Source organism: Psychrobacter sp. SC65A.3 (genome assembly GCF_025642195.1).
In the GTDB taxonomy this organism is placed as follows: Bacteria; Pseudomonadota; Gammaproteobacteria; order Pseudomonadales; family Moraxellaceae; genus Psychrobacter; species Psychrobacter cryohalolentis.
In genome coordinates, this window is record NZ_CP106752.1 from 134,832 (window position 1) to 161,830 (window position 26,999).

Here is a 26,999-nt window from a genome sequence, read left to right on the forward strand (position 1 = left end):
AGTTGTTTCCTTTATCTATGTTTATACAATGAACAATGTTAAACGTATATGTTTTTGGTATACGATTATTAATCGCGCCACTTTCATAAACGGCTCCACTTACCGCTCTGGTATTATGAAACTTACGGTAATAATTTTTGGGGCTGTCCTAGATAAGTAAAATTATTTAGGATAGCACTATGAGAAAGAGTAAACTAAGTTGGTATAAACAAAGCAGACTAATCGAGTTATTTGTTGCCGGTTCTACCGCGAGAACAGCAGCAAGCCTAATTGGTATTAATAAAACGACAGCCAGTTATTACTTTCATAGGCTAAGACTGCTTATTTACGAGAATAGTCAAGACCCTGGTCTATTTGAAGGCGAAATCGAAGTAGACGAATCATACTTTGGTGGAACTCGTAAAGGCAAGCGAGGGCGAGGTGCTGGTAGCAAAGTGCCCGTGTTTGGTCTATTAAAGCGTAATGGCAAGGTCTACGCTTGTATTATACCCAATGCTAAAGCAGATACTTTGATCCCCATCATAAGAGAAAAAGTGAAGCCTGATAGCATTGTTTATACTGACTCATTTAAAAGCTATAACGCATTAGATGTCAGTGAGTTTACTCATTATCGTATCAACCACTCCAAAACCTTTGTTAATGACAAGAATCACATTAATGGTATAGAGAACTTTTGGAACCAAGCTAAACGGCATCTACGTAAGTTTAACGGAGTTCCAAAAGAACATTTTCACCTCTATTTAAAGGAATGTGAGTGGCGTTTTAATCACAGTGACCCAAAGTCGCAATTACTACAATTAAAACAATGGGTTAAACAGGGTTTGAACTAGTTATCTAGGACAGCCCCTTATTAAAATAATATACTAGTTTATAGTGTCAATATGAATTTTAATTCGCTAAGGAACTATGTAATCTTACGTAATTGTTGCGATACATCATGTAGTTCCTTGTATTAATTTCTAAGAAATTGGTTATTTTAAAGACAGATAACATCTAAAATAGGTTACATTGACATAAAAAGTTACATATCCAAATTTATTTTTAGCTTTTGAAGTTCCACTATCTGATGAAAAAATTAGGTTTAGGAATAAAAATCCTTGTACTAACATAGGTATTAATTCTGCAAATGGAATGTATCTTGTTAGAACTGCATTTATATTTATTTGTTCATGCACCTCGACACTTATTTCTAATATGCAGACTGCTTACCCCAATCATAAATACCGCGTTTGTAAGCATAAATCAGCATGATTAAGCCGGCGATAATCATCGGCGCGCTTAAGATTTGCCCTTTGGTCATCCAACCTAATAATATGAATCCTTGGTCAGCATCTGGCTGGCGGAAGAATTCAATGATAAAGCGGCTGATGCCATAGCCTAGTAAGAATACAGCGGAGGCGGCCATACGTGGACGTGGTTTTGATGAATACCACCATAAGAATATAAATAGCAGCAGACCTTCGGCAAAGGCTTCATATAGCTGTGATGGATGACGAGGCAATATGTATTGACCATTGACTTCAATCATCAATTCTTGCAATTGTGGATTGCTCTGTAATTGCTCCATATCAAACGCCGCGGCTTGCGGAAAGTAGGTCAGCCAGTTATAGCCACCGTCTGAGACGCGACCCCATAATTCGCCATTGATATAGTTGCCGATACGCCCAAACAGTAAGCCGGTTGGTACACAAGGAACGATAAAATCGAATACTTGAAAGGTAGTCTTTTTATATTTACGGGCAAAGAACCACATACCTAGCATGACGCCGATAAAGCCGCCGTGGAAAGACATACCGCCTTCCCAGACTTTTAATATATAGGCAGGGTTTTGGAGTAATTCACCGAACTGATAAAACAGCACATAGCCAATACGACCGCCTAAGATGACACCAAGCGCGCCATAAAAGACTAAGTCAGAGACCATGTCGGTGGTCCAATTGTCGCGTTTGGTACTGCGATACCAAGCCAAACCGTAAGCGGCAGCAAAGGCTAGCAAATACATTAGCCCATACCAGTGCACTTCCAATGGACCCAAGGAAAGCGCTACGGGATCATACTGAGGATGAATCATCATAAAGGCATCATAATTATTGGTAATAGAATGTATGAAATAGGCTTATATAAGAAATTTTTTGTCCAACAATTGAAAAGTACAACTATCGCAAGTCAGAATCTCATCTTATGGATAGAGAGACCTTCCAAGTAAACTCGCCTTCGATCTAATCTGAGCGGTTCATAGACAGTATGAAGGTATTTACTACCTGGCAATCAACAACTTTACAGCAACCTCAAAAAGACACTCATCTTTGATAGTAATACTAACTTTGCCATTATGAGCATTGGCGATAGCTTGCACAATAGATAAGCCTAAGCCTGTTCCTGAATGCATCGTATTCGTTTTATCATGACGATAGAATCGCTCAAACAGTTTATCGGCTTCAATCTGATTTAATGGTTTGTCTAGACGGTTGGTCATAGTTATTCTTAACCAGAGCTGCTCTGGGGATTGAATATCGTCTTTTGGCGCATTAAGCGAGGTGCTTGAAGTGAGGACAGTAGCGGATATCATAATAGTGCTATTACTAGCCGCATAATAAATCGCATTTGACATCAGGTTGGCAAACAGCCGTTGCAATAAGCCTTTATCACCTAGTACTGTTTTAAAATCACCCGATTTTTCAAAGATTATCTCACGATCCTCAGCAATCATCTCATAATAATCTATAAGCTTTGTGATCAAGCTCTCTATATCGACATGACTGATTTGCGAATCACTCAGCTCTTTTTGAGTTTTTGCCAGTAATAACATATCGTTAATCATGGCGGATAACTGCTTTAACGTATCATGCTGATGATGCAATTGCTCAATGTATTCGTCGCTTTCTCTTGGCTTAGTTAACATGACTTGCGTTTGCGTACTCAGCGTCGCTATTGGCGTACGTAGCTCATGGGCGATATTGTCTGAAAACCGTGATAATGATTCAAAGTTACTTTCAAGCTTGACCATCATAGAATTATAAGACTCCGTTAGTGGACGTAATTCTAACGGCATATCGCCAACCACAATTCTTTCATCTAACCTTTGAAGATTAATGCCTTTCATCTTTTGTACGATAGTAGCTAGGGGAGCAAAACCCCAGTGTACACTTAGTGCTGCTACTGAAACCAATAATAAGGTAATGGCGATAAGTATCAAGCTCAGCTGGCGATTAAACTGGATAAGATATTGATGATGCACATCGATAGGTAGAGCAATAAATGCCAAAACCTCTTGATGTGTAATGATAATGGCTCGGTAATGCCTATTATTTATCTTGATCATAAACTGCTGATCGCGATAGTCCTGCAATAGTTGTAACAAGCTAAAATCTGCCGGTAGATCATTGATGAAATTACTGGGATCGCTGGATAATAATTTGCCGTTTTTGTCTGATACTAAGGTTTTTAAATCATAATCCAGCCAAGAAGAATGTAGATGATTGGCATCAATTAGCGCTTGCGATTTTGATACTGTGAATGGTTCTATGTGATCTTCCAAACTAACCATACGTTTACGCAGGTTAAAAGCTGCATGGGTAATAATCTCTGAGTCCATTTGCTCAAAGTGCTCGTTAACAGAGCGCTGAACCCATATATAAATAACAACTTGAGAGATAACAACAAATATTGTCAGTAAAAAAACAGTACGCCATAACAGTGACCAACGCCGATTCTTAGATTTATCTCTCATTTGATGTCAGACTGTCTTTATTAATACTATCGTCGCCCATGCCACTATCCACGTCGACAGCCAGTGGCTCTAACTTGTAGCCCATTCCGCGTACCGTATGAATCAGCTTTATATCAAATCCATCATCAATTTTTATCCGCAAGCGCCTTATAGCCACGTCAATGACATTCGTATCACTCTCAAAGTTTATATCCCATACTTGCGAGGCGATCACAGTGCGCGGCAGTACCTCACCTTGACGTTCTAAGAAAAGTTGTAATAAAGCAAACTCTTTAGCAGTCAATTTTATATTAGTGTTGCCTCTATGAACGGTGCGTTTGGCAATATCCATTTTCAGATCAGCTATGTGTATGACCGAGCTTTTATAATCAGATTGATTGGCACGGCGCAATAGGCTTTTTATTCTAACAATCAGTTCAGCAAAAGCAAAAGGCTTGGTCAGATAATCATCGCCACCAATTTCAATACCTTTGATCCGATCGCTTAAATCATCTTTAGCCGTTAAAAATAAAACTGGCGTATGCTTTCCAGCAGCTCGGTAGCGCTGTACCAACTCAAAGCCACTGACGTCAGGTAGCATGACATCCATCAAAACCACACTAAAATCTTCAGTCATTAACGCATGATAGCCATCTAAACCTGTCATGTGATGATCCACGATGAAACCGGCCTCAGTTAAGCCTTTCTTAATATATTCTCCAAGGTTTTTCTCATCTTCTACTAACAGTACTTTCATCGTTGCTTACCTTTATATCATTATAGTTGTCAACAGCGTATCACTAACATTGTTAGCTTATCAGCCATATATTTATCAGGAACCCTTGTTATAACAGTGTTCTTTGGATAGAGACAGATGCTGGTATTTGGTTTTAATGACAAGAAGATGACAATATTATGCTGTTCCTAACGAACATGTAATATCCGTGTCATCTAGCTGTCAGCCACCATTTAGTATTCTAAATCAACGCCGCATATTGGCTTGTCTCTGATACAGACTGTCTCTACGAGTAAAGCAATTATCCTACTTGAACAGTTTGTTATTTATCTTTAAAGGGTCTTATATGAAAAATTATAGTTCATTAAAAAAAGCAGCTTTGCTTTCAGTATCGATGTTAGTGGGCATGTCAGCGGCCAATGCGCATACCACAAACTTAGATGCTTCTGTTCTCGGTAATTGTGATGCGCTCACTAGTTTTGCAAGAAACGCAGATCATAATGATGCACAAATGTCCAAAGAGCAAAAGAAAAGTTATGTCGACGCCAGAGTGGCTTGTCAGGTTCAACATCAAGATCAACATTTGCAGTCTGAAAAGTATTTTGTAGAAAAATATGGTAGCGATCGTGATAGTAATGCTGAAGCCATATTAAATGAATATATCGCGCATTAGAATCTAAAGCAGTGAGAATGACAGAATTGTAATCTTAACGTCATCTGCCAGTCAGAATAAATGATGTATCATTTAGGCTGGTTTAACAGCTATTGAACTCAATAACCTTTAATCCAAATAATAGGAATTAATCATGTCACAATTTAAATTACTGTCTAAATCAATCGCAATGACGGTCATCGCTCTTGTCGTATCGACCTCAGCTATGGCGCATGACCCTAAAATGCATGCTGAAAAAGATCAAATGAACTGTGAAAAAATGCAAAAGCATATGCAAATGATGGGAAAAATGGATCATAGCAAGATGGACATGAATGACCCTGCTATGAAAGCCATGATGGCCAATATGAGCAAAATGAAGCAAATGTACCAAAAACATTGTGTGACTACTGACAGTAAATCTTAAAAATTTCAGCTCTGTTAACTCACAGCTCCTCTCTAATAGCAGAGAGAAATTAACGGAAATAAGTTTTTAGGAAAATATATGAAGTTTTTATTGGGTGTGCTCTTTACTTTATTTGTGGCAATCGTTGGGATGTTTGCGGTTGTCAGCAGTGGCGTTGTCAACGTGGGTGCAGACCAAGAGCATAGCCCAATGATGTATAGCTTTTTAGAAACTGCGCGCAATCGTTCTATACAAACTGCCAGTAAAGATATTGTGGTACCAGACTTAGAGAAGGTTGACATGATCAGCTCTGGTGGCGCGGACTATAAAGATATGTGTGCAGGCTGTCACTTGTCTCCGGGAGTGGCACAAACTGACTTTAGCGAAAGCTTATATCCGAAGCCGCCCAACTTTACCAAGGCTGATATCGTCAAACGTTATCAAACTGAGGACGGTGCAAAGCAAAGCTTTTGGGCCATCAAACATGGCATTATGGCTTCGGGAATGCCTGCATGGGGCGCCTCCCATGATGACGATAGAATGTGGGCAATGGTCGCTTTTATCAGATCGCTACCTGAATTAGATGAAGCTCAGTACACGATGCTAACCACTCGGATAGATGGCGATATGATGGACATGTCATTTGATGGTGATATGAATATGTCGGATGATGGTATGGGTATGGAGATGTCGGAAGATGGTTCTGGAATGCAGCATTAACCCTATCTGTATATAGAAGCATCATCATTAAATGTTATCGTTATTAATAATGCAGTACTGAACGGTGCTGCATTTAACGTTTTTAGTTAAGACCACAAATATAGGGTCCAGTTTTTAGAGTATCGAGCATAATAATAGACACTTAAAGGTGATTTGATGAGACATTACATACACGGGTTTCCTAATGGACATCACTGGTTATCCGGTCGTGTCCTTTTATTGATGGCGGTATCGGCACTACCCCTTACACTAGCCGCTTGTAGCCAATCTACTACCAGTGTCCCTGATTCTCAACCAGTAAAGGTTGAACAGTCTGCTACTCAGAAGGCACAAGTACTAAACGAAAGTTCGGCTCCGGCAGATGCTCCTGCAATCGACCCATCATCATTACTCAAAAACGTCTCAGCGACCGTCTATAAAGATGCCAACTGTGGCTGCTGTAAAGAATGGGTAGGCTATGCAAAAGACAATGGATTAAGTGCAACCGCGCAAGATGTGGCAGATGTCTCTTTATTCAAGGATCGCTATGGCGTACCACAGCAAATGCGCTCTTGCCATACCACCGTTACTACCGACGGTTTCGTCTTTGAAGGACATGTCCCTGCTAAACACATGGCTCAGTTCTTAGAAAATCCTCCTATACAAGCCATTGGTCTTGCCGTACCTAGTATGCCAGTTGGCAGCCCCGGTATGGAATATCAAGATAAATTCATGCCTTATAAAGTAATGCAGCTTAATAAAGACGGCACCACAGAAGTTTATGCCGCTATTGATTCTCCTCAGCAGCAGCTGTAGTGTTGGCTTAGATGTGAATAGATTCTGTTAAATATCGAAAATATTATAACTATAAGCTTAACCACCATCTCTCAAATTAAATCAGGTTATCATTATGAATAAAAAGAACATACTGAACCGCCGACGTTTTTTAACCGGATCCTCTGCTGTCCTTGGTGCCTCCTTGATGCCGACTATTGCTAGTAGCGCATTGGGACAATCGAGTCGCTCAGGCAGTCAGGGCGCTACTATTAATAGTGATCAAAACGTTCATAAAGTACCTGTATTGACAGGGAAAGAGTTTGATTTATACGTCAGTAAACAGTCCGCTATTGTGAACGGCAAAAAGAGCATGGCGACGCTCATCAATGATTCACTACCAGCACCGACGCTAAAAATGCGTGAAGGCGATACGGTGGTGATACGTGTTCATAATCAGATGGATGAATCAACCTCTATCCATTGGCATGGACTACTAGTACCGTTTGAGATGGATGGGGTGCCGGGCATTAGCTTTGATGGCATTCCTGCGAACAGCACCTTTACTTATAAATTCAAATTAAAACAATCAGGCACTTATTGGTATCACTCACACAGTGGGTTCCAAGAACAAACCGGTATGCTGGGTGCCATTGTGATTGAACCTAAAGGGCGTGAGCGTCATCCTATCGACGAAGACCATGTGATCGTGCTTAGTGATTGGACCAGCCGCAACCCGCATAATCTCTTGAAGCTGCTCAAACAGCGCGCCGACTTTGACAACTACCATCTACCAGACTTCAAAAAACTGCTTGCTGATATTGCCGAAACGGATATGAAAACCGCGTTTGATAAGCGTAAAATGTGGAATCAGATGCGCATGATGCCCACTGATTTTACGGACTTGTCGGGTGAAAACACATTTACCTACCTTATCAATGGCAAAACGACCGCAGCTAATTGGGCGCAAATCGTCAAAGCAGGACAGCGCGTTAAATTACGCTTTATCAATGCCTCAGCGCAAACCATCTTTGATGTACGCATACCCGGTCTTAAAATGACAGTCGTCTCAACGGATGGTAATGATGTCGCACCAGTCGCTATTGATGATTTTCGTATTGGCGTGGCTGAGACCTATGATGTCATTGTCACCCCGACCAAAGATGCGCATACCATATTTGCCCAAAACATAGACCGTTCGGGCTATGTCGCAGCAACGCTTGCCACCAAAGAAGGTGCTCGTGCGGCAACGCCTGCTATGGACAAAATTGAATGGCTCACCATGGCAGATATGATGGGTGCTATGGGTGCTAATGGTTATAAAGCTAAGCACGCTAAAACAGAATATGACTTTAAGTCTGATATGCGTGTGGACAGTCCACGTATGAACCTTGACGATCCAGGTATCAACCTGCGCAATATTAATAGAGAGGTATTGAATTATAGTCAGCTACGCTCTGTCGATGAGGCAATATTTGCGGAGCAGCGCAAGCCTACCCGAGAGATCGAGCTACATTTAACCGGTAACATGGAGCGCTATATTTGGGCGTTTGATGGGGTTAAGTTCAGTGAGGCCACGCCGGTCAATATCAAGCCGGGTGAGCGCGTGCGTATTACCTTAGTCAATGACACGATGATGAATCATCCGATGCATTTACATGGGATGTGGAGCGATTTGCGCATGCCTAACGGTGAGTTTCAGGTGCGCAAGCATACTATGATGGTGCAACCAGCTCAAAAAATTAGCTTTGATGTCACAGGAGAAGCTGGTCGATGGGCATGGCATTGTCATCTGCTCTATCATATGGAAGCCGGTATGTTCAGAGAAGTGGCGGTCGTTTAAGCAAATCTTTGGTTGATAGGTGAGAGATGAGATGAAAATACATAAAGTGGGTTTACGGTTCGCTGGGGTATCATCATTGGTATTACTAGCATCATCATTTGCTAATGCTGCTGACCCGTCCACTGCTAAAAAAGACATGATGATGTCAGGCATGGATCATAGTAGTATGGACATGTCAGATATGGATCACAGCGGCATGGATATGTCAGATATGGATATGTCAGATATGGACATGTCGGATATGGATCATAGCGGTATGGACATGTCTGGTATGGATATGTCGGATATGGATCATAGCGGCATGGATATGTCGGATATGGATCACAGTGGCATGGATATGTCAGGCATGGACCATGGCAGTATGGATATGTCAGGTATGCAAGGTGGTAAAGCTCCAGCTGATGCTCGCAGTCCTGACTATTCAAACGGTGTTCCCTATGGACGCTATGGTCAGCCTATGATGATGGGTGATATGCCATTATGGGGCGTTTCTGTAGACGATTTAGGCTATCAGTTTGATGACGATCAGATTAATTATGAGGTTAGTGCTTGGTATGGCCTAGATGAGCGCCGTCTATCTTTACGTAGTGAAGGTAGTGTTCAGACCAAAGATGAGAAAGACATTGATAGTCTGACCTCATTGTCTTACTGGAAGCCGCTAAGTATTTTTTGGAATGGCGAAGCAGGGGTCGCCTATGATACCAAGAATGATAAGCCTGCCATTATGGCCGGTATTGTCGGCACAATGCCTTACTTTATTGAAACAGATGCTAGAGCATATCTCTACACCGATGGTCAAGTTAGGCTTGATCTTGGTGCAGAATATGAATGGCGTTTGAGTCAGCACTGGGTTGTGATACCGGAAGTTGGTCTGTCAGCTTTTAGTAAAGACGATATTGACAATCATATCACCAAGGGATTCAATGAATTAGAGACTGAAGTTAGACTGACTTATGAAACCTTAGGTCGTCAACTGGCACCTTACGTCGGTGTGAGCTATGAGACGGCTCTTGGCAGTGCGCGTGACCAGCGGCGTCAAGAAAATGAATCGGTTGATAGCAGTAGTTTGACTGCCGGTGTTAAATTCTGGTTCTAACATTGTCAAAATTATAGGAGATATATTATGAATACTTCTGATCAAAACAGCATGAATCATCAAAGCCATCAACAGGGCATGAATCCTTATGTGAAGTTCACTTTGATGATTCTGACGTCTACGATTGTAATGTTTATCATGATGTATTTTAATACCTATCAATTGGATCATGTTTATTTTAGTGAGACCCGAGCTTATATGGCGCTCTACATGGGTGCCGGTATGGCCGTCATTATGCTGGCCTTTATGGGTAATATGTATAAGAAGACCAAGGTAAATCTACTGGTTTATGGAATAAGTGTAGTAATGTTTGCTGTAGGTATTTGGGGTGTGCGTTCCCAAGCAACGGTTGATCAAGTCGATTGGATGCAAGCCATGATACCTCATCACTCGATTGCCATTTTGACGAGCTCAAGAGCAGATATTGAAGACCCTAGAGTACAACAGCTCGCTGACGATATTATTAAAGCGCAAAAGCGTGAAATCGCTGAGATGCAAGCGCTTATTGAAGAGCTCGAATAGACGGCTATATATAGAGGTATGGCAAGCTAAGAAATTGATTATGAAAAAATGGTGATACCTGGTATCAGCGCTATAGTCTTCGCTGGTACCTTTACCTTAAAAGGACAGATTGCACAGATAATTAATGTGATTTTTTACCTACCCCTTCAACTGCAGTAACTGCTCTTTGTTTTACTGTTCTTATTTCAAAACCTCTTATTCCTATATCGAAATGTTCAATATCTGTCGATTGCTATTCTTGAGTGATAGTAAGCATCTAAAAGTATACGCTCGCCCACCACTGTCAATATGAGTGCTATGAGTCTTGGAGAAATACTATGATGGAAGGCATGGGTTGGGGTTGGATGGCTCTCTGCTTGTTGTTTGCGCTACTATTTTTCGCAGTACTAGTACTAGTACTAACAATCATGGCACTGCTCAAGTATTTGCGTGATAAAAACTAAATTCCAATTGAAAAGTATAGAAATTATTTTTTAGAGGTTTTTAGATTAATGATTAGATGAATAGCAATCGAGGATTGATGATAGTGCTTTAAGAGTTGTACTTATTATAAATATTTATTGTCTTCAAGGAGTGGTTTTATGAAACATATTGCCGATGAAAAATCTATCAAAGGTGGTCAGTACGATAAAGTACCAGAAAATTATAGTGGTACGGTTTATATCTGCCCGATGCATCCTGAGGTTAGAGATACTGAAAAGAGCGATTGTCCGATATGCGGCATGTTTCTTAAACCTGAAGACGAGGTTGCTGAATCCAACAACCATGAAGATAGTCATGCGCATTGTCATGGAGCGGATGCTAATAATAGTAATGAGGTAAATTCTGTCGAAGACGATAAGTACGACAAGATACCGGAAAATTATAGCGGTACGGTCTATATTTGTCCTATGCATCCAGAAGTAAGAGATGTTGAAAAAAGTGACTGCCCAATATGTGGCATGTTTCTTAAACCTGAAGACGAAGTTGCTAAAGATGATAGTCACGCCAGCTGTCATGGAAAGGATACTGATAGTAGCGGAGTAAAATCTGTTAAAGGCGGTAAATACGATAAAGTACCTGCTGATTACGATGGCACGGTATATACCTGTCCTATGCATCCTGAAGTGAGAGACGTTAGAAATAGCGGTTGTCCGATATGTGGTATGGCGCTTGAGCCCGAAACGCTTACTATCGGTGAAGAGGACACCTCAGAGCTTGACGACATGACTCGTCGTTTTTGGATATGTACCGTGTTGACTGTACCGCTATTAATATATGTGATGAGCGGTATGTTTGACTTAAACGTAGTTAATTTTAGTCAGTATGGTATCTCCTCAAAGATCTTACAATGGGCTGAGTTAGTGCTCGCGACCCCTGTAGTGCTTTGGGGCGCCGCCCCGTTTTTCGTCCGTGGCTGGCAGTCTATAAAAAGCCGCAATCTAAATATGTTTACCTTGATTGCGATAGGCGTAGGCGCTGCTTATATTTTTAGTATTGTCGCGACCTTTTTTCCCGATATTTTCCCAGACAGTTTCAGAGATGCCTCTGGTCAAGTCGGAGTCTACTATGAAGCGGCAGCGGTCATTGTGACCTTGGTGCTACTGGGTCAAGTATTAGAGCTCAAAGCTAGAAGTCAAACTTCAGGTGCGATTAGAGCTTTGCTTGAGCTCGCACCACCAACCGCAAGACGTGTCGATGAAAACGGTAAAGAAGTCGAAGTCTCGCTTGATGAGGTCGTCACTGGCGATAAGCTACGGGTTAAACCAGGTGAGAAACTACCCGTAGATGGTACAGTGATCGATGGTAATAGTAATGTTGATGAATCAATGGTGACGGGTGAGCCAATCCCTGTATCAAAAGTAGCAGGAGATACAGTGACTGGTGGTACGGTAAATGGCACCGGAACGCTATTAGTCGAAGCGGTCAATGTTGGAGCAGATTCAGTATTATCTAAAATTGTACAAATGGTTGCTGAAGCCCAGCGTAGCCGCGCACCTATACAGAAATTGGTAGATAAGGTAGCTGGGTGGTTCGTACCGATCGTGCTTATTTGCTCCGTCATTACCTTTATTGTCTGGGCGATATTCGGCCCTGAGCCCGCTATGGCCTATGCCTTGGTTAACGCGATTGCGGTACTGATTATTGCTTGTCCTTGTGCCCTTGGTCTAGCGACGCCGATGTCCATTATGGTTGGTACCGGCAAAGGCGCGCAAAACGGCGTCCTCATCAAAAATGCTGAAGCGTTAGAGAGTATGGAAAAAGTCGATACCATTGTCGTCGACAAGACCGGAACACTGACCGCTGGTAAGCCCGAGCTTACCGCAATTGATGCGCAGGTAGGTCAAGATGAAGACGAGTTCCTCGCATTGGTAGCCTCAGTAGAAAGCGCTAGCGAGCATCCTTTAGCAGAAGCTATCGTTAGAGCAGCTCAAGAAAGATCACTCATTATTCCTAAAGCTACTGACTTTAATTCGACTACTGGCGAAGGCGTACAAGCCGTGGTCGATGGTAAGAAAGTCGCTATTGGTAACTCTAAGCTTATGGAAAGCCTAAATAGTTTTGATAATGAGCTGTCCACTAAAGCTGATGTCCGTAGAAAAGACGGTGAAACGGTAATGTTTGTGGCTATAGACGGTAAAGCTGCTGGTATTATTTCAGTTGCTGACCCTATTAAACCAAGCACTAAAGAGGCTATTTCACTGCTTCATGACGCAGGTTTAAAAGTTGTGATGCTAACCGGTGACAACGAAAAAACCGCGCAGGCAGTCGCCAATAAACTAGGTATTGATGAAGTTCATGCGGATGTCTCACCAGAGGATAAAAACCGTATCGTCAAAGAAATGCAAGACAGCGGTAAATTGGTCGCTATGGCGGGTGATGGTATCAACGACGCACCAGCGCTAGCGCAAGCTAATGTTGGTATCGCTATGGGAACCGGTACCGATGTGGCGATGGAGAGTGCGGGCATTACCCTGCTAAAAGGTGATTTAATGGGCATTGCCAAAGCTTATAAGCTTAGCCACGCCACCATGCGCAATATCAGACAGAATCTGTTTTTTGCCTTTATCTACAATGCACTTGGTGTTCCTATTGCCGCAGGTGTGCTCTATCCCACATTTGGGCTTCTGCTCAGTCCGATGATAGCAGCGGCAGCGATGAGCTTGTCGTCATTCTCGGTGATTGCTAACGCGCTGCGATTGCGCCGTTTGAAACTATAATTCTGGTACGGTAAAAAGTGTTCTAAAGCACACTGACACATACTGGTCTAAACAAGATCACAAAATATAAGGATACCGTTATGGGCAGCTTTTCTATTACACATTGGCTGATTTTATTGGTCGTAGTGGTGGTCGTATTTGGTACTGCCAAGCTTAAAAATGCAGGTAAAGATTTAGGCGGTGCGGTGAAGGGTTTTAAAGAAGCGGTCAAAGATGAAGAACCCGAGAATGCTCGCAAAAATCATGTGCTTAGCCATGAAAATAGTACGCCAGCTGCAAGTAATGATTTAAATACGCGTGTAGGTAATCAGGCTGATGATATGGAAATCAGCCCTATTTCCACTGATGACCAGCCTAAAGTATGAAGCGCGCCGCTTATAAATAGCGGCACTAAGTAGTCTATTAATATATGTGACTGTTATGTTTGATATTGGGTTTTCCGAATTACTCTTGTTTGGCGTCATTGCTTTAATCGTATTGGGCCCAGAAAAACTGCCGCAAGCCGCACGTACCGCTGGGCAATGGTATGCCAAACTGCGCCGTACAGTATCCACTCTACAATCTGAAATAGAAGCTGAGCTTGATCTAGCTGAAACACGTCAACAAATGCAAAATGAACTTGCGAAAATCCGTCAGACCGAGTCGGATATGAAGCGCGAATTAGCAGAAATGCGTGGCAGTATGCAAAAGTTTGAGCAGTCACAGAACCAAAGCCTAGACGCTTCACATCAGTCAATCACCCCTTATGATAAAGACCATCAACAGAATACTACCTCCTCGTTCATTAAACAGGAGGCGGATCAGTGAGCCTATTTAAACGGCAAAAAAGTCGACAAGAAAAAATAACAGATATAGAGTTTGAGGCGCCAACAGATACAACACAGAATAGTGAGTCTGGAGATACGTTAGGTACGCTTGGCGATATGCCTATTACCGGACATTTAATCGAGCTGCGTACGCACTTAATAAGAATATGCGTGGTCGTCTTAATTATATTCTTAGTATTGGTGGGATTTTCACGCGAGCTTTATAATCTTTTATCAGACCCATTAGTGGCGCAGTTACCCATCAATTCGACCATGATTGCCACTGATATAACGTCAAACTTTATGGCACCCATTCGCTTAACGATATTCGTCGCCGCATTTTTAGCAATGCCTTATATCCTGTATCAAATTTGGTCATTTGTAGCTTCCGGCTTATATAAAAAAGAGAAGAAAATTGCCATTCCTGTACTGCTATCTTCGATATTTCTATTTTATGCTGGTGTTGCTTTTTCCTACTTTGTCGTACTCAAAGGGGTATTGAAATTTTTTATTATGTTCGCTCCGCAGAACGTTATACCAATGACCGATATTGACAGTTATCTGAGCTTTGCCCTCAAGCTATTTATGGTGTTTGGACTGACTTTTGAGATTCCAGTGGTTACCTTATTGCTGATAATGGCCGGAATCGTTTCTACTCAAATTTTAGAAGATAAGCGTCGTTATATCATAGTCGGCTGTTTTGGGATCGCCGCGGTAGTGACACCGCCTGATGGTGTATCAATGCTGTTGTTGGCGATTCCTATGTGGCTATTATTTGAGCTGGGTTTACTCTTAGCAAAGATATTAATTAAAAATGAACGAAATAATGATTTAGTCTCAGGGAATGAAACATTAGAAAGTAGCTAGCACTACTTAAATACGCCAAGAACCTTTTTTACTTTTTACTTTTTACTTTTTACTAGAGTATGTCAGCGTGAGTACTCTACTTAGCGACGGACTCTAAATGGAACACCCAACTAATAACAACGAAAAAAATGACGGTCTTGCAAATCGACTTAACCAAGAGTGCTACTGCATTACCCTTGATCGTAAAGCGCTTAATACAAGCCTTCAAGATCAATTGGTAGAAACTAGAAACAATCCAATAGGAGCGAACGAGCTTAATAAGCTTTTTTCAGCAACACCCGTGTTCGTTCCCAAAACAGAGATAGAGGCGATGGAGCGAATCGTCAGGGCTATCGAGTCAGCTGCCGAACTGCCATTGTATCAAGAGCAAGTGCTGTCGTGGGCACCAGAAATAGCTGCTTTCGACCCAGGCCCAATAGGGGCCCTCATGGGTTATGACTTTCACTTGGGTAGCGATGGACCTCAGCTCATCGAGGTCAATACTAATGCCGGTGGCGCATTTCTGAATGTGTTGCTCGCTCGCGCACAAAAACGCTGTTGCAACCCCTCAGAGCAAAGCGCTGCAACCAATCAAATGCTAGATAGGTTCGAGGAAGCAGTGTTTGACATGTTCAAACAGGAATGGCAGCGACAGTCCGCTGTTGCTATGCCCAATCGGATAGCCATTGTGGACAATGACCCCGAGAGTCAGTTCATGTTCTTAGAGTTTGAGTTAGCCTGTCAACTGCTCCAAGCTAGAGGTATTGATACTGTGATACTTGATCCCTCTGAACTCGAGTATATCGACGGTACGTTAACAGCCCATGGCCAGAAAATCGATATGATTTACAATCGGCTTGTCGACTTTGCATTTGAGGACCCTGACCATGTATTGCTTAAGCAGGCTTATTTAGAGGGTGCTGTGGTAGTGACACCCAATCCCCGCGTACATGCTATGTTGGCCAATAAGCAAAACCTGACATTGCTATCAGACTCCCAAATATTGCGCTCTTGGGGTCTGGATGAGGCTGCAGTGGAGTGCCTCGAAAGGTCTGTACCGAGGACTAAGATTGTATCAAGAGACGATGCAGCAGAGTTGTGGCTTACTCGGCGGCAACTGTTTTTTAAGCCAGTTGCTGGTCATGGAAGCAAAGGCGTTTATCGCGGTAGCAAACTGACTCGACGCGTCTTCGAAAACATTCTGGATGAAGATTATATCGCACAGACCTTTGTCCCTGCAGGAGAGAGATCACTCAAAATTGATGACATCGTAACAACAAGAAAGGTAGATATACGTCTTTATACGTATGGCGGAAAACTGTTACTACCTGCTGCGCGTGTGTATCAAGGTCAGGTGACTAACTTCCGTACGCCAGGCGGTGGATTCGCGCCTGTCTTTCAGGTGTGATCGTCTAGGTCTTATTTAGATAGCATTAGGCTGTTATAAGTCCGGTTAACTAATTCAATATTCTTCTTACCTAACAAAAGATGGTTGTATATTTATGATTGTCTATTACTTTCGGCACGCTTTTCAAAACACTTCGAAAACAATTGGAGCTAGAGATAGCAGTAAATTTCAATAGTTTCCAATAATAAAAATCCAACCGTTACAGTGAGCTTAAATCATATTAGAGTAAACAGGGTTAGACCGTATGTTAATCACAGAATTGGGTTATTTTGCCTTGCTAGCCGCCTTAATCTTGGCGATTTTGCAGGTGGTATTACCAACGATAGGCGTTATGCGTGACCATGTTGCTTGGCAGCGTTTGGCACCGAGTTTGGCATGGGCACAGTTTGCTGCCATGATTTTTTCATTTGTTGCATTGATGGCAGGCTTTTATTTCAATGACTTTAGTCTCGTCTATGTCACGCAGCACTCTAATACTTTGTTGCCTTGGTACTATAAACTCTCGGCGACATGGGGCGGACACGAAGGCTCGCTCTTGTTGTGGATGACCATCATGGCCACGTGGTGCGCGCTGGTCTCCTATTTTAGCCGTGGCTTACCGTTGTCGATGCGCGCGCGGGTACTCGTGATATTGGCCGGTGTGCAGGTCATGATGCTAGCGATGCTGATTTTTACCTCGTCGCCATTTGATCGTACCTTGCCCAATCTGCCCGTAGATGGGGTAGATCTCAACCCACTTTTGCAGGATTTTGGGCTGATCGTTCATCCACCGATGCTGTATATGGGTTATGTGGGCTTAGCGGTGCCATTTGCTTTTTGTATGGCGGCATTGTGGGAAGGGCGTTTGGATGCAGTATGGACACGTTGGTCGCGTCCATGGGCGCTAGCGGCTTGGGGGTTTTTGACCGTTGGTATCGCTCTTGGCTCTTGGTGGGCGTATTATGAGCTTGGCTGGGGCGGCTGGTGGTTTTGGGATCCTGTAGAAAACGCCTCACTGATGCCTTGGCTTGCCGGTTTAGCCTTGCTGCATTCGTTGGCAGTGACTGAGAAGCGCGGTGTCTTTAAAGCATGGACCATTATGCTGGCTATCTTTGCTTTTGCCTTAAGTCTCTTGGGTACTTTCCTTGTACGTTCAGGGGTTATTACCTCAGTGCATTCGTTTGCCGCTGACCCCACTCGTGGTCTGGTAATTTTAGTGATTCTTGGCATCATCGTCGGTGGTGGTTTGCTGATGTTTGCGCTGCGTGGCTGGCGTTTGACGATTGAAAGTCAGTATCAACTGGTTTCGCGTGAGTCATTTTTAGTCATTAACAACGTCATCATTTTGATTGCAACGTTAGTGGTATTGCTTGGTACCCTCTATCCTATCATTGCCGACGCCTTTAGCTTGGGTCAGGTATCGGTAGGTCCTCCGTACTTTAATGCGCTATTTGTGCCTTTAACATGGCTATTGCTGGTTGCCATGGGTATGGGCTCCAATATCCGCTGGAAACAAGATAAGCGTCCATTGTTAGGCGTTGGTATGGTCATTGCGGCGAGCAGTCTAGTATTAGCTGCAGTCATCACTTACTTTGTCAGTCCATCTGCCATGCTTAATATTGGTGTAACACTAGCAGTAAGTTTTTGGGTACTGTTCTGGATGGTGGTTGATTTCAAAGACAAAACCAAAAATGCACCAAGCTTTTTGCAAGGCTTAAATAAGCTGCGTTTAAGCTACTGGGGTCAGCAAACGGCACATATTGGTGTGATTGTAGCGGTCATCGGTGTTGCCTTTACCAGTACCTTGAGTATCGAGCGCGATGTGGCATTGAGTGTTGGCGAAACGGTCCATGTCCAAGGTTACGACTTCACCGTTAAAGGCTTCCGCGAAGTCAAAGGCAGTAACTATGATGCGACCCAAGCTGAGGTCGAAGTGAGTAAAGATAGCCGTGCTGTGACTACGTTATACCCTGAAAAACGCAATTACATTATTAGCATGATGCCAATGACCGAAGCAGCGATTGATGACAGTCTGATGCGTGATGTGTACGTCGCACTTGGTGAACCTATAGCTGAAGGCAGTAATAAATGGGCCGTACGTATTTATGTGAAGCCATTGATTCGTTGGATATGGCTCGGCGCTATTATTATGGCATTGGGTGGTCTGCTGAGTATGCTTGATAGGCGCTATCGTCTCAAAACATCCAAGACCCCTGCACAAATTGCAGCGAGTAAGTCAGGCTTTACGACGGTTACTGATTTAGATGTTAAAAGCACTACTAATAACACGACACTAATAGGGGAGAAGCAAAATGACTAAGTCTAATCATTTTTCCGAGCAACCCCCTGAAACAAAAGGTAATCGAACAATGAAAAAAAGCCAAATTAGAATATGGTTTTTGATCCCGCTGATCATCTTTGCTGCTGTTATGGTTATGCTTTATTTTCGTTTGGGGCAGCCGACTGAAATCGTAACCAATACCGCGCTTGAACGCCCAGTACCAGCGTTTGAGCTGCCATTGTTGTCCGATACCAGTCGGATCATGACCAATGACAACTTACCTGATGAGCCCTTTTTGATGAATATTTGGGGCTCTTGGTGCCCAACTTGCGTTATTGAGCATCCTTTTTTGATGCAACTAGAAGAGCGTGGTGTCAATCTGGTTGGCGTGAATTATAAAGACGATATTGGTGATGCTTTCGGTTATCTGAACCGAGGCGGTGATCCCTTTTCGATGTCTATTCAGGATTTGTCCGGCCAGTTTGCCTTGGACTTAGGGTTGACGGGTGCGCCTGAGACTTTCACTGTCGATGGTGAAGGCGTTATTCGCCAGCACATTGTTGGTGAGATTAACGAGAGTAACTGGCAAGATCGTATTGAGCCTTGCTTAACGGTACTCAATGATGCCAATGATAATAACGTCAGTCCAGATGCGATTCAGGTTGAAGAGGTGTGCAAATGATAGCCCTTTCAATAAAGGCCGTTACGATAAAAGTAGCGAGCTTAATACTTGCCTGTCTCCTAAGTGTGACCAGCTATGCGGCGATTGACGTCTATGATTTTGATTCTGTCCAACAAGAAGCACAATACCGAGGATTGATCGAAGAGCTACGTTGCCCGAAATGCCAAAACCAAAACTTGGCAGGTTCTGATGCGCCGATTGCCCAAGACTTAAAGCAAAAAGTCTATGATTTGATTAAAGACAGACGTAGTGATGCGGAAATCCGGGATTATATGCAAGAGCGCTACGGCGATTTTATCAGCTACAAGCCGCCTGTACGTCCATCGACATGGATTTTATGGTTTTTTCCGCCATTGCTACTGATCGTATTATTGATAGGGTGGTTTTGGCAAAGCCGTCGCCGCCAGCTGGTAGCGAGCGGTCAGAGTAGAGTGACGGTAGATAATACCGCCTCGGAGCTGACTGCCGCCGAAAAAGCCGAACTTGATCGTCTGCTATCGCGTGCCAATAGCACCGATAATGACGCTCATGACACCACAAGCCCCGAGGACAAAAAATGACCATATTCTCTACTGCTGGCTTATTTATTGCTCTAAGCTTACTGATTGCCTTACTCCTTGCTGTTATTACCATCATGCCATGGCTGCGCGCCACGCGTACATCAGGCACTTCTGTGGACAACCAGCTACTAGATATCAACGTGGCGGTGTTTCGCGAGCGTCTGGCAGAGCTAAAAACAGACAAAGACAGTGGCACCATCGATGATGCTCACTACCAAAACCAAAAGCTTGAGCTTGAGCGGCAACTATTGGATGCCCAGCGTGAAGTCACGCCGATGGTCACCCCTGGTATCAAAAGCCGCTTGATCCTCATGGTTTGGGTGCCTGTATTGGCTGCGCTGGCGTATCTGATGGTGGGTGACCGAACGCCTGTGTTTGATCTGTGGACGGCCGAAGACAAGGTCGGAAAAGTCGCTGATGACTTGTTGACTGGCAAAATCGATCAGCCACCTGTATGGGCAATCGAAAACGGCCAGCAGCTTATCAGCGCGATGCAGACCAACGTTTATCGTCATGCCGATGATCCTGATCGCTGGATGCGTTTGTCAGAGCTGTTTTTATCGCTTGAAGCTACCGACTCAGCGATTGAAGCTTTGTCACGCGCTTACCGTCTGTCACCAGACAATGAAGAGATTGCGACCACTTATGCGCAGATTAGCTTTTTTGCCAATAAAGGTCAGCTTGATGCCAGTAGCCGCCGTGTATTACAAGATGTCCTTGCCAAAAATCCACAGCATGAAGGTGCGCAGATGCTAATGGCAATGGGTGAGGCACGTGGTAGTAACTTTGCAGAAGCGCAAGGTTGGATTAAGCGTTTACGTGAGAGCATCGCTGCCAAACCAGGTGACCATAGTAAAGCGCTAGCGAGCCTTGATGAGCTAAGTGCTAATGTCATCGAGCAAGAGCAGCAAGCCGCGCAAGGTATCGAAGTTACCGTCTCTATTGATGCGAGTCTATTACCATTGGTTAAAGCCAATGATGTGTTGTTTGTAGCGATACGTGATGTGAAAGGGGGCCCTCCGTTTGCCGCCAAACGTTTACCTATTAGTATCATCAAGCAAGGTAAAGCCAGTATCCGTTTAAGCGATCTTGATGCGATGATGCCAGAACGCACGTTACAATCTGCCCGTAGCGACAAAACTCAGTTAGCAGTCGTTGCTCGTGTTAGCCATAGTGGGACTGCGTCCGCAGAGTCGGGTGATCTATCAGGTAACCCAGTAGTGATTAGCGCTGAACAGACTCAAGTTAATATTGAAATCAATCAACAGATCCCTTAACAAATGATTATTACAGTAAGTTTCATAATACTAGAACCGTATGTAGGACAGCTTTTGAAAGTGGTGCTATCAATAGCTGTATAACCTATTAGTAAAGAAGTAAAAAACGGCTATGGTGTTTTGCTAGTGAAATAATTGGACGGATGACTATAGAAAGTCTTGATTAAACATAACAGACAGCTCATTTTCAGCTTCCCGCAGAAGAGGTATATGGCTTAATAACTCTACTAAAGACTTTTTAACAGTGGGACCATGAGTAAATACGGTGGCAAAGGTTTGCTTGCTGCTCACTATTTAGAATTAGTACCGCACAGGCAACCATGCCTCGAATGAATTCTTAGTTATCTATCCCTATCTGAGTATCCCGCGTTTCAGCTATGGTCCGCGTAGCTTGTTTTTACATCAGTATTGTTAGCTCTAGCAGTGATAATGAATATATTCACTGTCAGATAACTTTGGTTTAATTTAAAACAGAATCATGACGTTTTGGACAATCATCACTACGCCACTAATGACCATTAATAGGATCAGCATCACTCTAAACTGCTTGATATTCATACCTGCTAAAAAGCGCTTACCAATGATGTTGCCAACCACAGCACCAAGCCCTAAAGCAAAGCCATAAATCCAAAGATTGGCAGTCAATACGCCAAAAAAAGTATAACTACCAATCTGAGCCAATCCTACAAAGAATGAATTAGCTGTTTTAGTAGCGATTAAATCTTCTTTTTGTAATCCCGTATTCATATAGAAAGGATTGAGCACAGGACCCAAACCGCCGACGAGTGTGCTAATGAACGCCGTAATAAAACCTAAAGGCACAAACCCCAGTTTAGGCATATTAAAAGATTTTTCTACTTTGCCAAAACGATACTGCAAGACGGTAGATATCAAAAATGCACCCACTAATAACTGAATCCAGCTCCCATCAAGACGGCTAAATAATAATGCAGCTAACCACGCACCAACGATAGCGCTTGGCGCATAATACTTTATTAGCGACCAGTCGATATGATGCCAAAATAAATAAAGACGTGAAGGGCGACTAATGAAATTACCTAAATTAATCACGGGTGGCGCAGCCGAGATCCCTATCAGCGCAGAGGTGACAGGTATAAGTAAAAGTGCACCGCCACCTCCTGATATGGTGGAAATCACAAAAGCAATCATACCCGCCAAAAACAGCCCTGCAAGATGCCAATTAGGAATTGCTTGTAAAATATCGAGCACGGTTAAGCTCCAACATTAACAGAAGGGAACGAGATTGTTTTAGAGCTATATCCTATCTAAAGTCACCATAAAACGTTACCTGAAGAGCAAGATGCCAAGCGTGCCAAAAATGAGCTCATACAGTTTGCTACTGATCATGGTCATAAACTTGCTGCGTTCTACGTAGAGAATGGGTCAGGGGCAAAGCTAGTACATCCAAAGCTGATAGCTATCATAACCCCAGTTCGGGATAAGCCACATTGTAACTCATTGATACTATTTACAATGTCGCTACCTGTCCCTGCTGAGGCATGTTTTTGATGGTGGGTTTATAGGGAAACCAGCAATAAGCAATCAAACCTGACAGCAAGTTTGTAATAAAACCCGTGACACTACGATAGCGTGAGTGTTCGATTTGGCACAAGTTTTTAAGCTCTCCAAACACCGTTTCAACCAAAGAGCGATGATTGAGTAGTGCCTCATCCATAGGCTTGAGTAATTGGGGTTTCATATTACGCCGAAGTTTGGTTATCAACGTGGTATCACTGTGTTTTGTGAGCCACTCGTTTAGGGCTTTACTGATATAGCCTCTATCCCCAAACACCTTGCCAAACACAGGTGTTGCCATATCCTTAACAGGCACTCTGTCATCCGTATTACCCGCAGTGACTTTAACAGATACAAGCTCGCCCTTATGATTGATAATGGCGTGCAGCTTAAAGCCATAGAACCAGCCCATGCTGCTTTTGCCTCGGGTTGCAAGTCCTTCAAAGACTTTATGACGGTAGATACGTTTGTTATGACAAACTGCTATCTTGGTTGAATCAATATAGCTGATACCTGTACAGTCGCCCATCATGCTTTGCAAGTAGGCACATAGTGGCATGATACTGCGCGGCATAAGCTCTATAAATCGCGAGTAGCTCGGCAGGTTTGGAAACTCCCGTTTCATCATGCCATGCATATGGTGGTAGTAAAACGCCTTAAACTGTCGATACCGCCGTTGATGAAACAGTACCAAGATGGTCATCATCTCTGCTACACTTATCTGGCATGCTCTTAGCCGTTGACGGCCCGTTGCGATTAAATGAGCGTCAAACTCAGGTTTGAATTGCTGATAAAAGTCGTCAATATGGCAGTATAGTTCGGTTAGGTTGTCCATGTAAGAAGTCCTTTTTGCTTAAGTGGTCTTGGTAAACTCACTTTAGCAACTTTGGACTTCTTTTTTATCTTTTTTTTGAGCGCTTATCCCGAACTGGGGTTATATTATATACAACATACTACAATATACTATTAAGGGATACAAAATCATGGTGAGCTATGCTGAAGAAACCGTAGAGATAAACTTGGTAAACTAAGCGTATTGACAGGAGTTTACCATGACCAAGAAAGTAAGAACCTACAGTGACGAATTTAAAGCTGAAGCCGTCAAGAAGATAGCGGATAACAACGGCAATATTTCAGCGACCGCAAAGCAACTTGGCATCGCCATGCAAACGCTATCCAACTGGCAGAACAAAGCTAATCAAGGCAAGCTTGTAGGAACAAAGCAGTATGACCCTGAACTTATGAGTGCGCTTGAAGAGGTAAAACGCCTAAAGCGACAGCTTAAAGTTGCCGAAGAGGAACGCGAAATACTAAATGAGGAGGGATAAAGCGAAGCACTGCTTCGCCCCGACGCAAGGGGAGAGCTATGCTCGAGTTGGCGACGGCGTACTTCGCGAGAAACAGTTAGTCAGGTACGCCTTTATCAAAGACAACCAGTTCCTCTTTCGCATCACCACTATGTGCCGTGTGTTAAGGGTTAAGCCATCAAGCTATTACGACTGGCTAAGTCGTGATCTCAGCGACCAACAGATACATCGCAACCAGTCTGAATTACTGGTTAAAGCGGCTCACAATGAAACGAAAGAACGTTATGGCGCAGATCGACTGCATGCTCATCTAAGCGAGCAAGGCCATAACATTAGCCTGTATATGGTAAGAAGCATCAAAGAGCAACACGGCATTAAATGTCGTCGTCATAAGCGCTTTAAAGTCACCACCGACTCCAATCACAACAAGCTGGTCTATCCAAACGTACTGGATCAGAAGTTTGATGCTAAGCGCCCTAACGAGTCGTGGGTCAGCGACATCACCTATATCTGGACGAATGAGGGTTGGCTGTACTTAGCAGGGGTCAAAGACTTATACACCAAAGAGCTTGTCGGTTACGCTATTAACAAGCGTATGACCGCAGATTTAGTTTGCAAAGCACTAAATATGGCCATCAAGAATAAACGTCCAAGCAAAGGGCTAATCGTTCATTCAGACAGAGGCAGTCAGTATTGCAGTCACGCCTACCACAAGACCATTAAGCAGCATCAATTTATAGGCTCAATGAGCGGCAAAGGCAACTGTTTCGATAACGCTCCGATAGAAAGCTTCTGGGGCACATTAAAGAATGAGCTGGTATATCATCAAGACTATAAAACAAGGTTCACAGCCATCAATGATATTATCAGTTATATCGAGCTGTACTACAATCAGACGAGGATTCAAAAGGGTTTGGGCTATCAATCGCCAAGACAGGTGTGGTTTGATTATTATCGTCAAGCTGCGTAATTAAAATCTCCCAAGTTTATGTATACGGATTTGACGGCAGGGGTCAATAGTTTAAAACTTTTATATTTACGTGCGTTAGGACGTTACCTAGAAAAAATAAAAAACTTACACTGATTAAATTATTATGATTAAGTTTACTATTACCCTCGTCTTCTAAGTGTGGTTAGACCTTTGCCAAAATAGCTTAGTAGTAATAACAAGGTTATTATTATCAAGATAGGATAATTTCCCATAAGCATAAAGGGCGTGTTACCAACCCGTGCCTGTATCTCACCACGTAGTACAGTACGCTCAAACTGCGGTGCGCGTTTTACAATACGACCTTTATGGTTAATGATAGCGGTAACACCAGTATTGGTCGCTCGAATAAACCAGCGCCCGTTCTCAAGCGCGCGCATTTGTACCATTTGCAAATGTTGCAATGGTCCTGCTGAAGTGCCAAACCAGGCATCGTTAGAGACGGTCAACAAAAATTCAGTATCGATGGCATTTTTACGCGTGGTATCTGGATAAGCTACCTCATAACAGATAGCCGTCCCTATATTGTGTCCACGCACCTTTAGAGGTGACTGCTGATCACTACCACGACTATAGCTCTTAATATCCTGACTACCGGCCAAACTTGGGAAAATATCGAGCACGCCTTCAAATGGAATATACTCTCCAAAAGGCACTAGACGCTGCTTCTTGTATAGGCCTTCCGCTTCTACACCTCGAGCAATCACGCTATTGTAAAATGGGGGATACTTATCCGTACTGGCATTGAATGCCGCTTTATCCTTATAAGGGATACCAGTTATCCATGTCGTATTGGTCGCATTAGCCATTTCTATCATTTCACTAATAAAGCCCGCAGCCTCATCCTGAAACATAGGAATAGATGATTCAGGCCACACCACAACATCACGTCCCCACTCAGTGCGTGTTAACTTCGCATAAATCTTTAGCGTTTCTACTTGATACTTAGTCAGCCACTTTATATCTTGTGAAATATTACCTTGAATCAATGACACTGACAGATCAGGTGTGCCCTTAGGTTTTGTCCATTGCGGATTGACCAGCCATAATGATGTGCTAATGGCTAATAACAGTACAGAAACGATGGCATAACTACTGCGCCGAAGCAGTAGCTCTACTAAACTTGCAGCCAATAGTATGGCAACAAAAGAGACGGAAAAAACACCAGCAACGGGTGCTAAGGACGATAACCAATACTCTTCAGTAAATGCATAACCAACAAACAGCCACGGAAAGCCTGTGAATAACCAAGTTTTTAACCATTCTTGTAGCACCCAAAGAGCAGCAAATGAAAAGGGTTGTTTGCCTACCATACGGTTAAAGACTAGTGCTAACAATCCATGAAATAGTCCCATACCGAGACCCATCAATGCAATCATAATCAATGCGAGCCACGTTGGTGTATCGCTATAATCATGGATAGCAGTATAGAGCCAAAAGCCGCCGACGCACCATAGCCCCATACCGTAAGCTTCACCGATAATAAAAGCGCGACGACCACTCATACTTGTCACCAACAGCGCATATAAAATCGCTGGTGATACTATTGCTAGCGGCCAAAACCCATAAGGCGCTAGCGAAAATAAAAAAATAGCTCCTGCAAGCCATGCTGCTACTAGCGTAAGCGATAGCGGTAATTGATTTAAGTGAGTACTCAAACGCTTTTGTAGATTAATAGTAGACAGGCGCATC

The 26,999-nt window shown here is 43.1% G+C and carries 23 protein-coding genes and 1 pseudogene; 18 read left to right on the forward strand and 6 right to left on the reverse strand.

Features of this window, described 5'->3' with window-relative positions:
• Positions 1 to 179: 179 nt before the first annotated feature.
• Positions 180 to 830: an IS1595-like element ISPssp3 family transposase gene (locus OEG80_RS00560; protein WP_007394843.1), complete on the forward strand. Its 651-nt coding sequence runs from the start codon at positions 180 to 182 to the stop codon at positions 828 to 830.
• Positions 831 to 1,189: 359 nt separating this feature from the next.
• On the opposite strand, the gene lgt is transcribed toward OEG80_RS00560, so the two are convergent.
• The 3 genes from lgt to OEG80_RS00575 all read right to left on the reverse strand — a co-directional run bounded on the left by lgt (position 1,190) and on the right by OEG80_RS00575 (position 4,466).
• Positions 1,190 to 2,074, reverse strand: a complete 885-nt coding sequence (lgt, locus tag OEG80_RS00565; protein ID WP_011959981.1) for a prolipoprotein diacylglyceryl transferase — start codon at positions 2,072 to 2,074, stop codon at positions 1,190 to 1,192.
• Between the two features lie 183 nt (positions 2,075 to 2,257).
• The gene (locus OEG80_RS00570) at positions 2,258 to 3,730 is read right to left on the reverse strand and encodes an ATP-binding protein (RefSeq protein ID WP_263241262.1); all 1,473 of its coding nucleotides are present in this window, start codon (positions 3,728 to 3,730) and stop codon (positions 2,258 to 2,260) included.
• Positions 3,720 to 4,466 (reverse strand): heavy metal response regulator transcription factor, encoded by a 747-nt coding sequence (locus tag OEG80_RS00575; protein WP_165596722.1) that lies wholly within the window; start codon positions 4,464 to 4,466, stop codon positions 3,720 to 3,722. Before OEG80_RS00575 ends, OEG80_RS00570 begins: the two co-directional genes overlap by 11 nt.
• A 325-nt stretch (positions 4,467 to 4,791) precedes the next feature.
• Between OEG80_RS00575 and OEG80_RS00580 the strand changes: the two genes are divergently transcribed.
• The 16 genes from OEG80_RS00580 (at position 4,792) to ccmI (ending at position 21,476) form a co-directional block, all read left to right on the forward strand.
• The gene (locus OEG80_RS00580) at positions 4,792 to 5,118 is read left to right on the forward strand and encodes a hypothetical protein (RefSeq protein WP_165596721.1); all 327 of its coding nucleotides are present in this window, start codon (positions 4,792 to 4,794) and stop codon (positions 5,116 to 5,118) included.
• Between the two features lie 133 nt (positions 5,119 to 5,251).
• The gene (locus tag OEG80_RS00585; RefSeq protein WP_263241265.1) at positions 5,252 to 5,524 is read left to right on the forward strand and encodes a hypothetical protein; all 273 of its coding nucleotides are present in this window, start codon (positions 5,252 to 5,254) and stop codon (positions 5,522 to 5,524) included.
• 78 nt (positions 5,525 to 5,602) lie between these two features.
• On the forward strand, positions 5,603 to 6,223 hold the full coding sequence (locus OEG80_RS00590; protein WP_263240431.1) for a c-type cytochrome: 621 nt from the start codon (positions 5,603 to 5,605) through the stop codon (positions 6,221 to 6,223).
• Positions 6,224 to 6,379: 156 nt separating this feature from the next.
• Positions 6,380 to 7,018, forward strand: coding sequence for a DUF411 domain-containing protein (locus tag OEG80_RS00595; RefSeq protein ID WP_263240434.1), 639 nt, complete (start codon positions 6,380 to 6,382; stop codon positions 7,016 to 7,018).
• 94 nt (positions 7,019 to 7,112) lie between these two features.
• A complete protein-coding gene (locus tag OEG80_RS00600) occupies positions 7,113 to 8,819 on the forward strand; it encodes a copper resistance system multicopper oxidase (RefSeq protein WP_045448091.1) in 1,707 nt (568 codons plus the stop codon).
• 31 nt (positions 8,820 to 8,850) lie between these two features.
• Entirely contained in the window at positions 8,851 to 9,915 is a 1,065-nt protein-coding gene (locus OEG80_RS00605; protein ID WP_263241267.1) for a copper resistance protein B, read from the forward strand.
• 27 nt (positions 9,916 to 9,942) lie between these two features.
• Positions 9,943 to 10,437, forward strand: coding sequence for a DUF305 domain-containing protein (locus OEG80_RS00610; RefSeq protein ID WP_060492335.1), 495 nt, complete (start codon positions 9,943 to 9,945; stop codon positions 10,435 to 10,437).
• Between the two features lie 581 nt (positions 10,438 to 11,018).
• Positions 11,019 to 13,637 carry a copper-transporting P-type ATPase gene (locus OEG80_RS00615; protein ID WP_263241271.1) on the forward strand — a complete coding sequence of 873 codons (2,619 nt, stop codon included), beginning with the start codon at positions 11,019 to 11,021 and terminating at the stop codon, positions 13,635 to 13,637.
• Positions 13,638 to 13,717: 80 nt separating this feature from the next.
• Complete coding sequence (tatA, locus tag OEG80_RS00620; protein ID WP_011959992.1) at positions 13,718 to 14,002, forward strand: Sec-independent protein translocase subunit TatA; 285 nt, start codon at positions 13,718 to 13,720, stop codon at positions 14,000 to 14,002.
• Between the two features lie 55 nt (positions 14,003 to 14,057).
• Entirely contained in the window at positions 14,058 to 14,444 is a 387-nt protein-coding gene (gene tatB, locus OEG80_RS00625) for a Sec-independent protein translocase protein TatB (RefSeq protein ID WP_036599454.1), read from the forward strand.
• Entirely contained in the window at positions 14,441 to 15,310 is an 870-nt protein-coding gene (gene tatC / locus OEG80_RS00630; RefSeq protein ID WP_011959994.1) for a twin-arginine translocase subunit TatC, read from the forward strand. Before tatB ends, tatC begins: the two co-directional genes overlap by 4 nt.
• Positions 15,311 to 15,407: 97 nt before the next feature.
• Complete coding sequence (locus OEG80_RS00635) at positions 15,408 to 16,697, forward strand: hypothetical protein (RefSeq protein ID WP_036599449.1); 1,290 nt, start codon at positions 15,408 to 15,410, stop codon at positions 16,695 to 16,697.
• Between the two features lie 244 nt (positions 16,698 to 16,941).
• Positions 16,942 to 18,996 (forward strand): heme lyase CcmF/NrfE family subunit, encoded by a 2,055-nt coding sequence (locus OEG80_RS00640; RefSeq protein WP_058025868.1) that lies wholly within the window; start codon positions 16,942 to 16,944, stop codon positions 18,994 to 18,996.
• On the forward strand, positions 18,989 to 19,639 hold the full coding sequence (locus OEG80_RS00645; protein ID WP_062844966.1) for a DsbE family thiol:disulfide interchange protein: 651 nt from the start codon (positions 18,989 to 18,991) through the stop codon (positions 19,637 to 19,639). Before OEG80_RS00640 ends, OEG80_RS00645 begins: the two co-directional genes overlap by 8 nt.
• Positions 19,636 to 20,199 carry a cytochrome c-type biogenesis protein gene (locus OEG80_RS00650; RefSeq protein WP_062844965.1) on the forward strand — a complete coding sequence of 188 codons (564 nt, stop codon included), beginning with the start codon at positions 19,636 to 19,638 and terminating at the stop codon, positions 20,197 to 20,199. Before OEG80_RS00645 ends, OEG80_RS00650 begins: the two co-directional genes overlap by 4 nt.
• Positions 20,196 to 21,476 carry a c-type cytochrome biogenesis protein CcmI gene (ccmI, locus tag OEG80_RS00655; protein WP_062844964.1) on the forward strand — a complete coding sequence of 427 codons (1,281 nt, stop codon included), beginning with the start codon at positions 20,196 to 20,198 and terminating at the stop codon, positions 21,474 to 21,476. The genes OEG80_RS00650 and ccmI overlap by 4 nt, the downstream gene beginning before the upstream one ends.
• A 465-nt stretch (positions 21,477 to 21,941) precedes the next feature.
• On the opposite strand, the gene OEG80_RS00660 is transcribed toward ccmI, so the two are convergent.
• On the reverse strand, positions 21,942 to 22,706 hold the full coding sequence (locus tag OEG80_RS00660; protein WP_227522957.1) for a sulfite exporter TauE/SafE family protein: 765 nt from the start codon (positions 22,704 to 22,706) through the stop codon (positions 21,942 to 21,944).
• Between the two features lie 259 nt (positions 22,707 to 22,965).
• Complete coding sequence (locus tag OEG80_RS00665) at positions 22,966 to 23,847, reverse strand: IS982 family transposase (RefSeq protein WP_263241277.1); 882 nt, start codon at positions 23,845 to 23,847, stop codon at positions 22,966 to 22,968.
• Positions 23,848 to 24,064: 217 nt separating this feature from the next.
• Between OEG80_RS00665 and OEG80_RS00670 the strand changes: the two are divergent.
• Positions 24,065 to 25,289, forward strand: a pseudogene (locus OEG80_RS00670) (IS3 family transposase).
• Between the two features lie 140 nt (positions 25,290 to 25,429).
• On the opposite strand, the gene lnt reads toward OEG80_RS00670, so the two are convergent.
• Complete coding sequence (gene lnt, locus OEG80_RS00675; RefSeq protein ID WP_007394851.1) at positions 25,430 to 26,998, reverse strand: apolipoprotein N-acyltransferase; 1,569 nt, start codon at positions 26,996 to 26,998, stop codon at positions 25,430 to 25,432.
• Between the last annotated feature and the right edge of the window lies 1 nt (position 26,999).

Excerpts from the sequence above, each read along its gene's own strand:
- OEG80_RS00580 (WP_165596721.1), top strand. The coding sequence starts at position 4,792 with ATGAAAAATTATAGTTCATTAAAAAAAGCAGCTTTGCTTTCAGTATCG.
- OEG80_RS00635 (WP_036599449.1), top strand. The coding sequence starts at position 15,408 with ATGGAACACCCAACTAATAACAACGAAAAAAATGACGGTCTTGCAAAT.
- OEG80_RS00610 (WP_060492335.1), top strand. The coding sequence starts at position 9,943 with ATGAATACTTCTGATCAAAACAGCATGAATCATCAAAGCCATCAACAG.
- OEG80_RS00560 (WP_007394843.1), top strand. The coding sequence starts at position 180 with ATGAGAAAGAGTAAACTAAGTTGGTATAAACAAAGCAGACTAATCGAG.
- OEG80_RS00570 (WP_263241262.1), bottom strand. The coding sequence starts at position 3,730 with ATGAGAGATAAATCTAAGAATCGGCGTTGGTCACTGTTATGGCGTACT.
- OEG80_RS00600 (WP_045448091.1), top strand. The coding sequence starts at position 7,113 with ATGAATAAAAAGAACATACTGAACCGCCGACGTTTTTTAACCGGATCC.
- OEG80_RS00615 (WP_263241271.1), top strand. The coding sequence starts at position 11,019 with ATGAAACATATTGCCGATGAAAAATCTATCAAAGGTGGTCAGTACGAT.
- OEG80_RS00575 (WP_165596722.1), bottom strand. The coding sequence starts at position 4,466 with ATGAAAGTACTGTTAGTAGAAGATGAGAAAAACCTTGGAGAATATATT.
- lnt (WP_007394851.1), bottom strand. The coding sequence starts at position 26,998 with ATGCGCCTGTCTACTATTAATCTACAAAAGCGTTTGAGTACTCACTTA.
- ccmI (WP_062844964.1), top strand. The coding sequence starts at position 20,196 with ATGACCATATTCTCTACTGCTGGCTTATTTATTGCTCTAAGCTTACTG.
- tatA (WP_011959992.1), top strand. The coding sequence starts at position 13,718 with ATGGGCAGCTTTTCTATTACACATTGGCTGATTTTATTGGTCGTAGTG.
- OEG80_RS00665 (WP_263241277.1), bottom strand. The coding sequence starts at position 23,847 with ATGGACAACCTAACCGAACTATACTGCCATATTGACGACTTTTATCAG.
- OEG80_RS00585 (WP_263241265.1), top strand. The coding sequence starts at position 5,252 with ATGTCACAATTTAAATTACTGTCTAAATCAATCGCAATGACGGTCATC.
- OEG80_RS00605 (WP_263241267.1), top strand. The coding sequence starts at position 8,851 with ATGAAAATACATAAAGTGGGTTTACGGTTCGCTGGGGTATCATCATTG.
- OEG80_RS00640 (WP_058025868.1), top strand. The coding sequence starts at position 16,942 with ATGTTAATCACAGAATTGGGTTATTTTGCCTTGCTAGCCGCCTTAATC.
- tatB (WP_036599454.1), top strand. The coding sequence starts at position 14,058 with ATGTTTGATATTGGGTTTTCCGAATTACTCTTGTTTGGCGTCATTGCT.
- OEG80_RS00595 (WP_263240434.1), top strand. The coding sequence starts at position 6,380 with ATGAGACATTACATACACGGGTTTCCTAATGGACATCACTGGTTATCC.
- lgt (WP_011959981.1), bottom strand. The coding sequence starts at position 2,074 with ATGATGATTCATCCTCAGTATGATCCCGTAGCGCTTTCCTTGGGTCCA.
- OEG80_RS00650 (WP_062844965.1), top strand. The coding sequence starts at position 19,636 with ATGATAGCCCTTTCAATAAAGGCCGTTACGATAAAAGTAGCGAGCTTA.
- OEG80_RS00590 (WP_263240431.1), top strand. The coding sequence starts at position 5,603 with ATGAAGTTTTTATTGGGTGTGCTCTTTACTTTATTTGTGGCAATCGTT.
- OEG80_RS00645 (WP_062844966.1), top strand. The coding sequence starts at position 18,989 with ATGACTAAGTCTAATCATTTTTCCGAGCAACCCCCTGAAACAAAAGGT.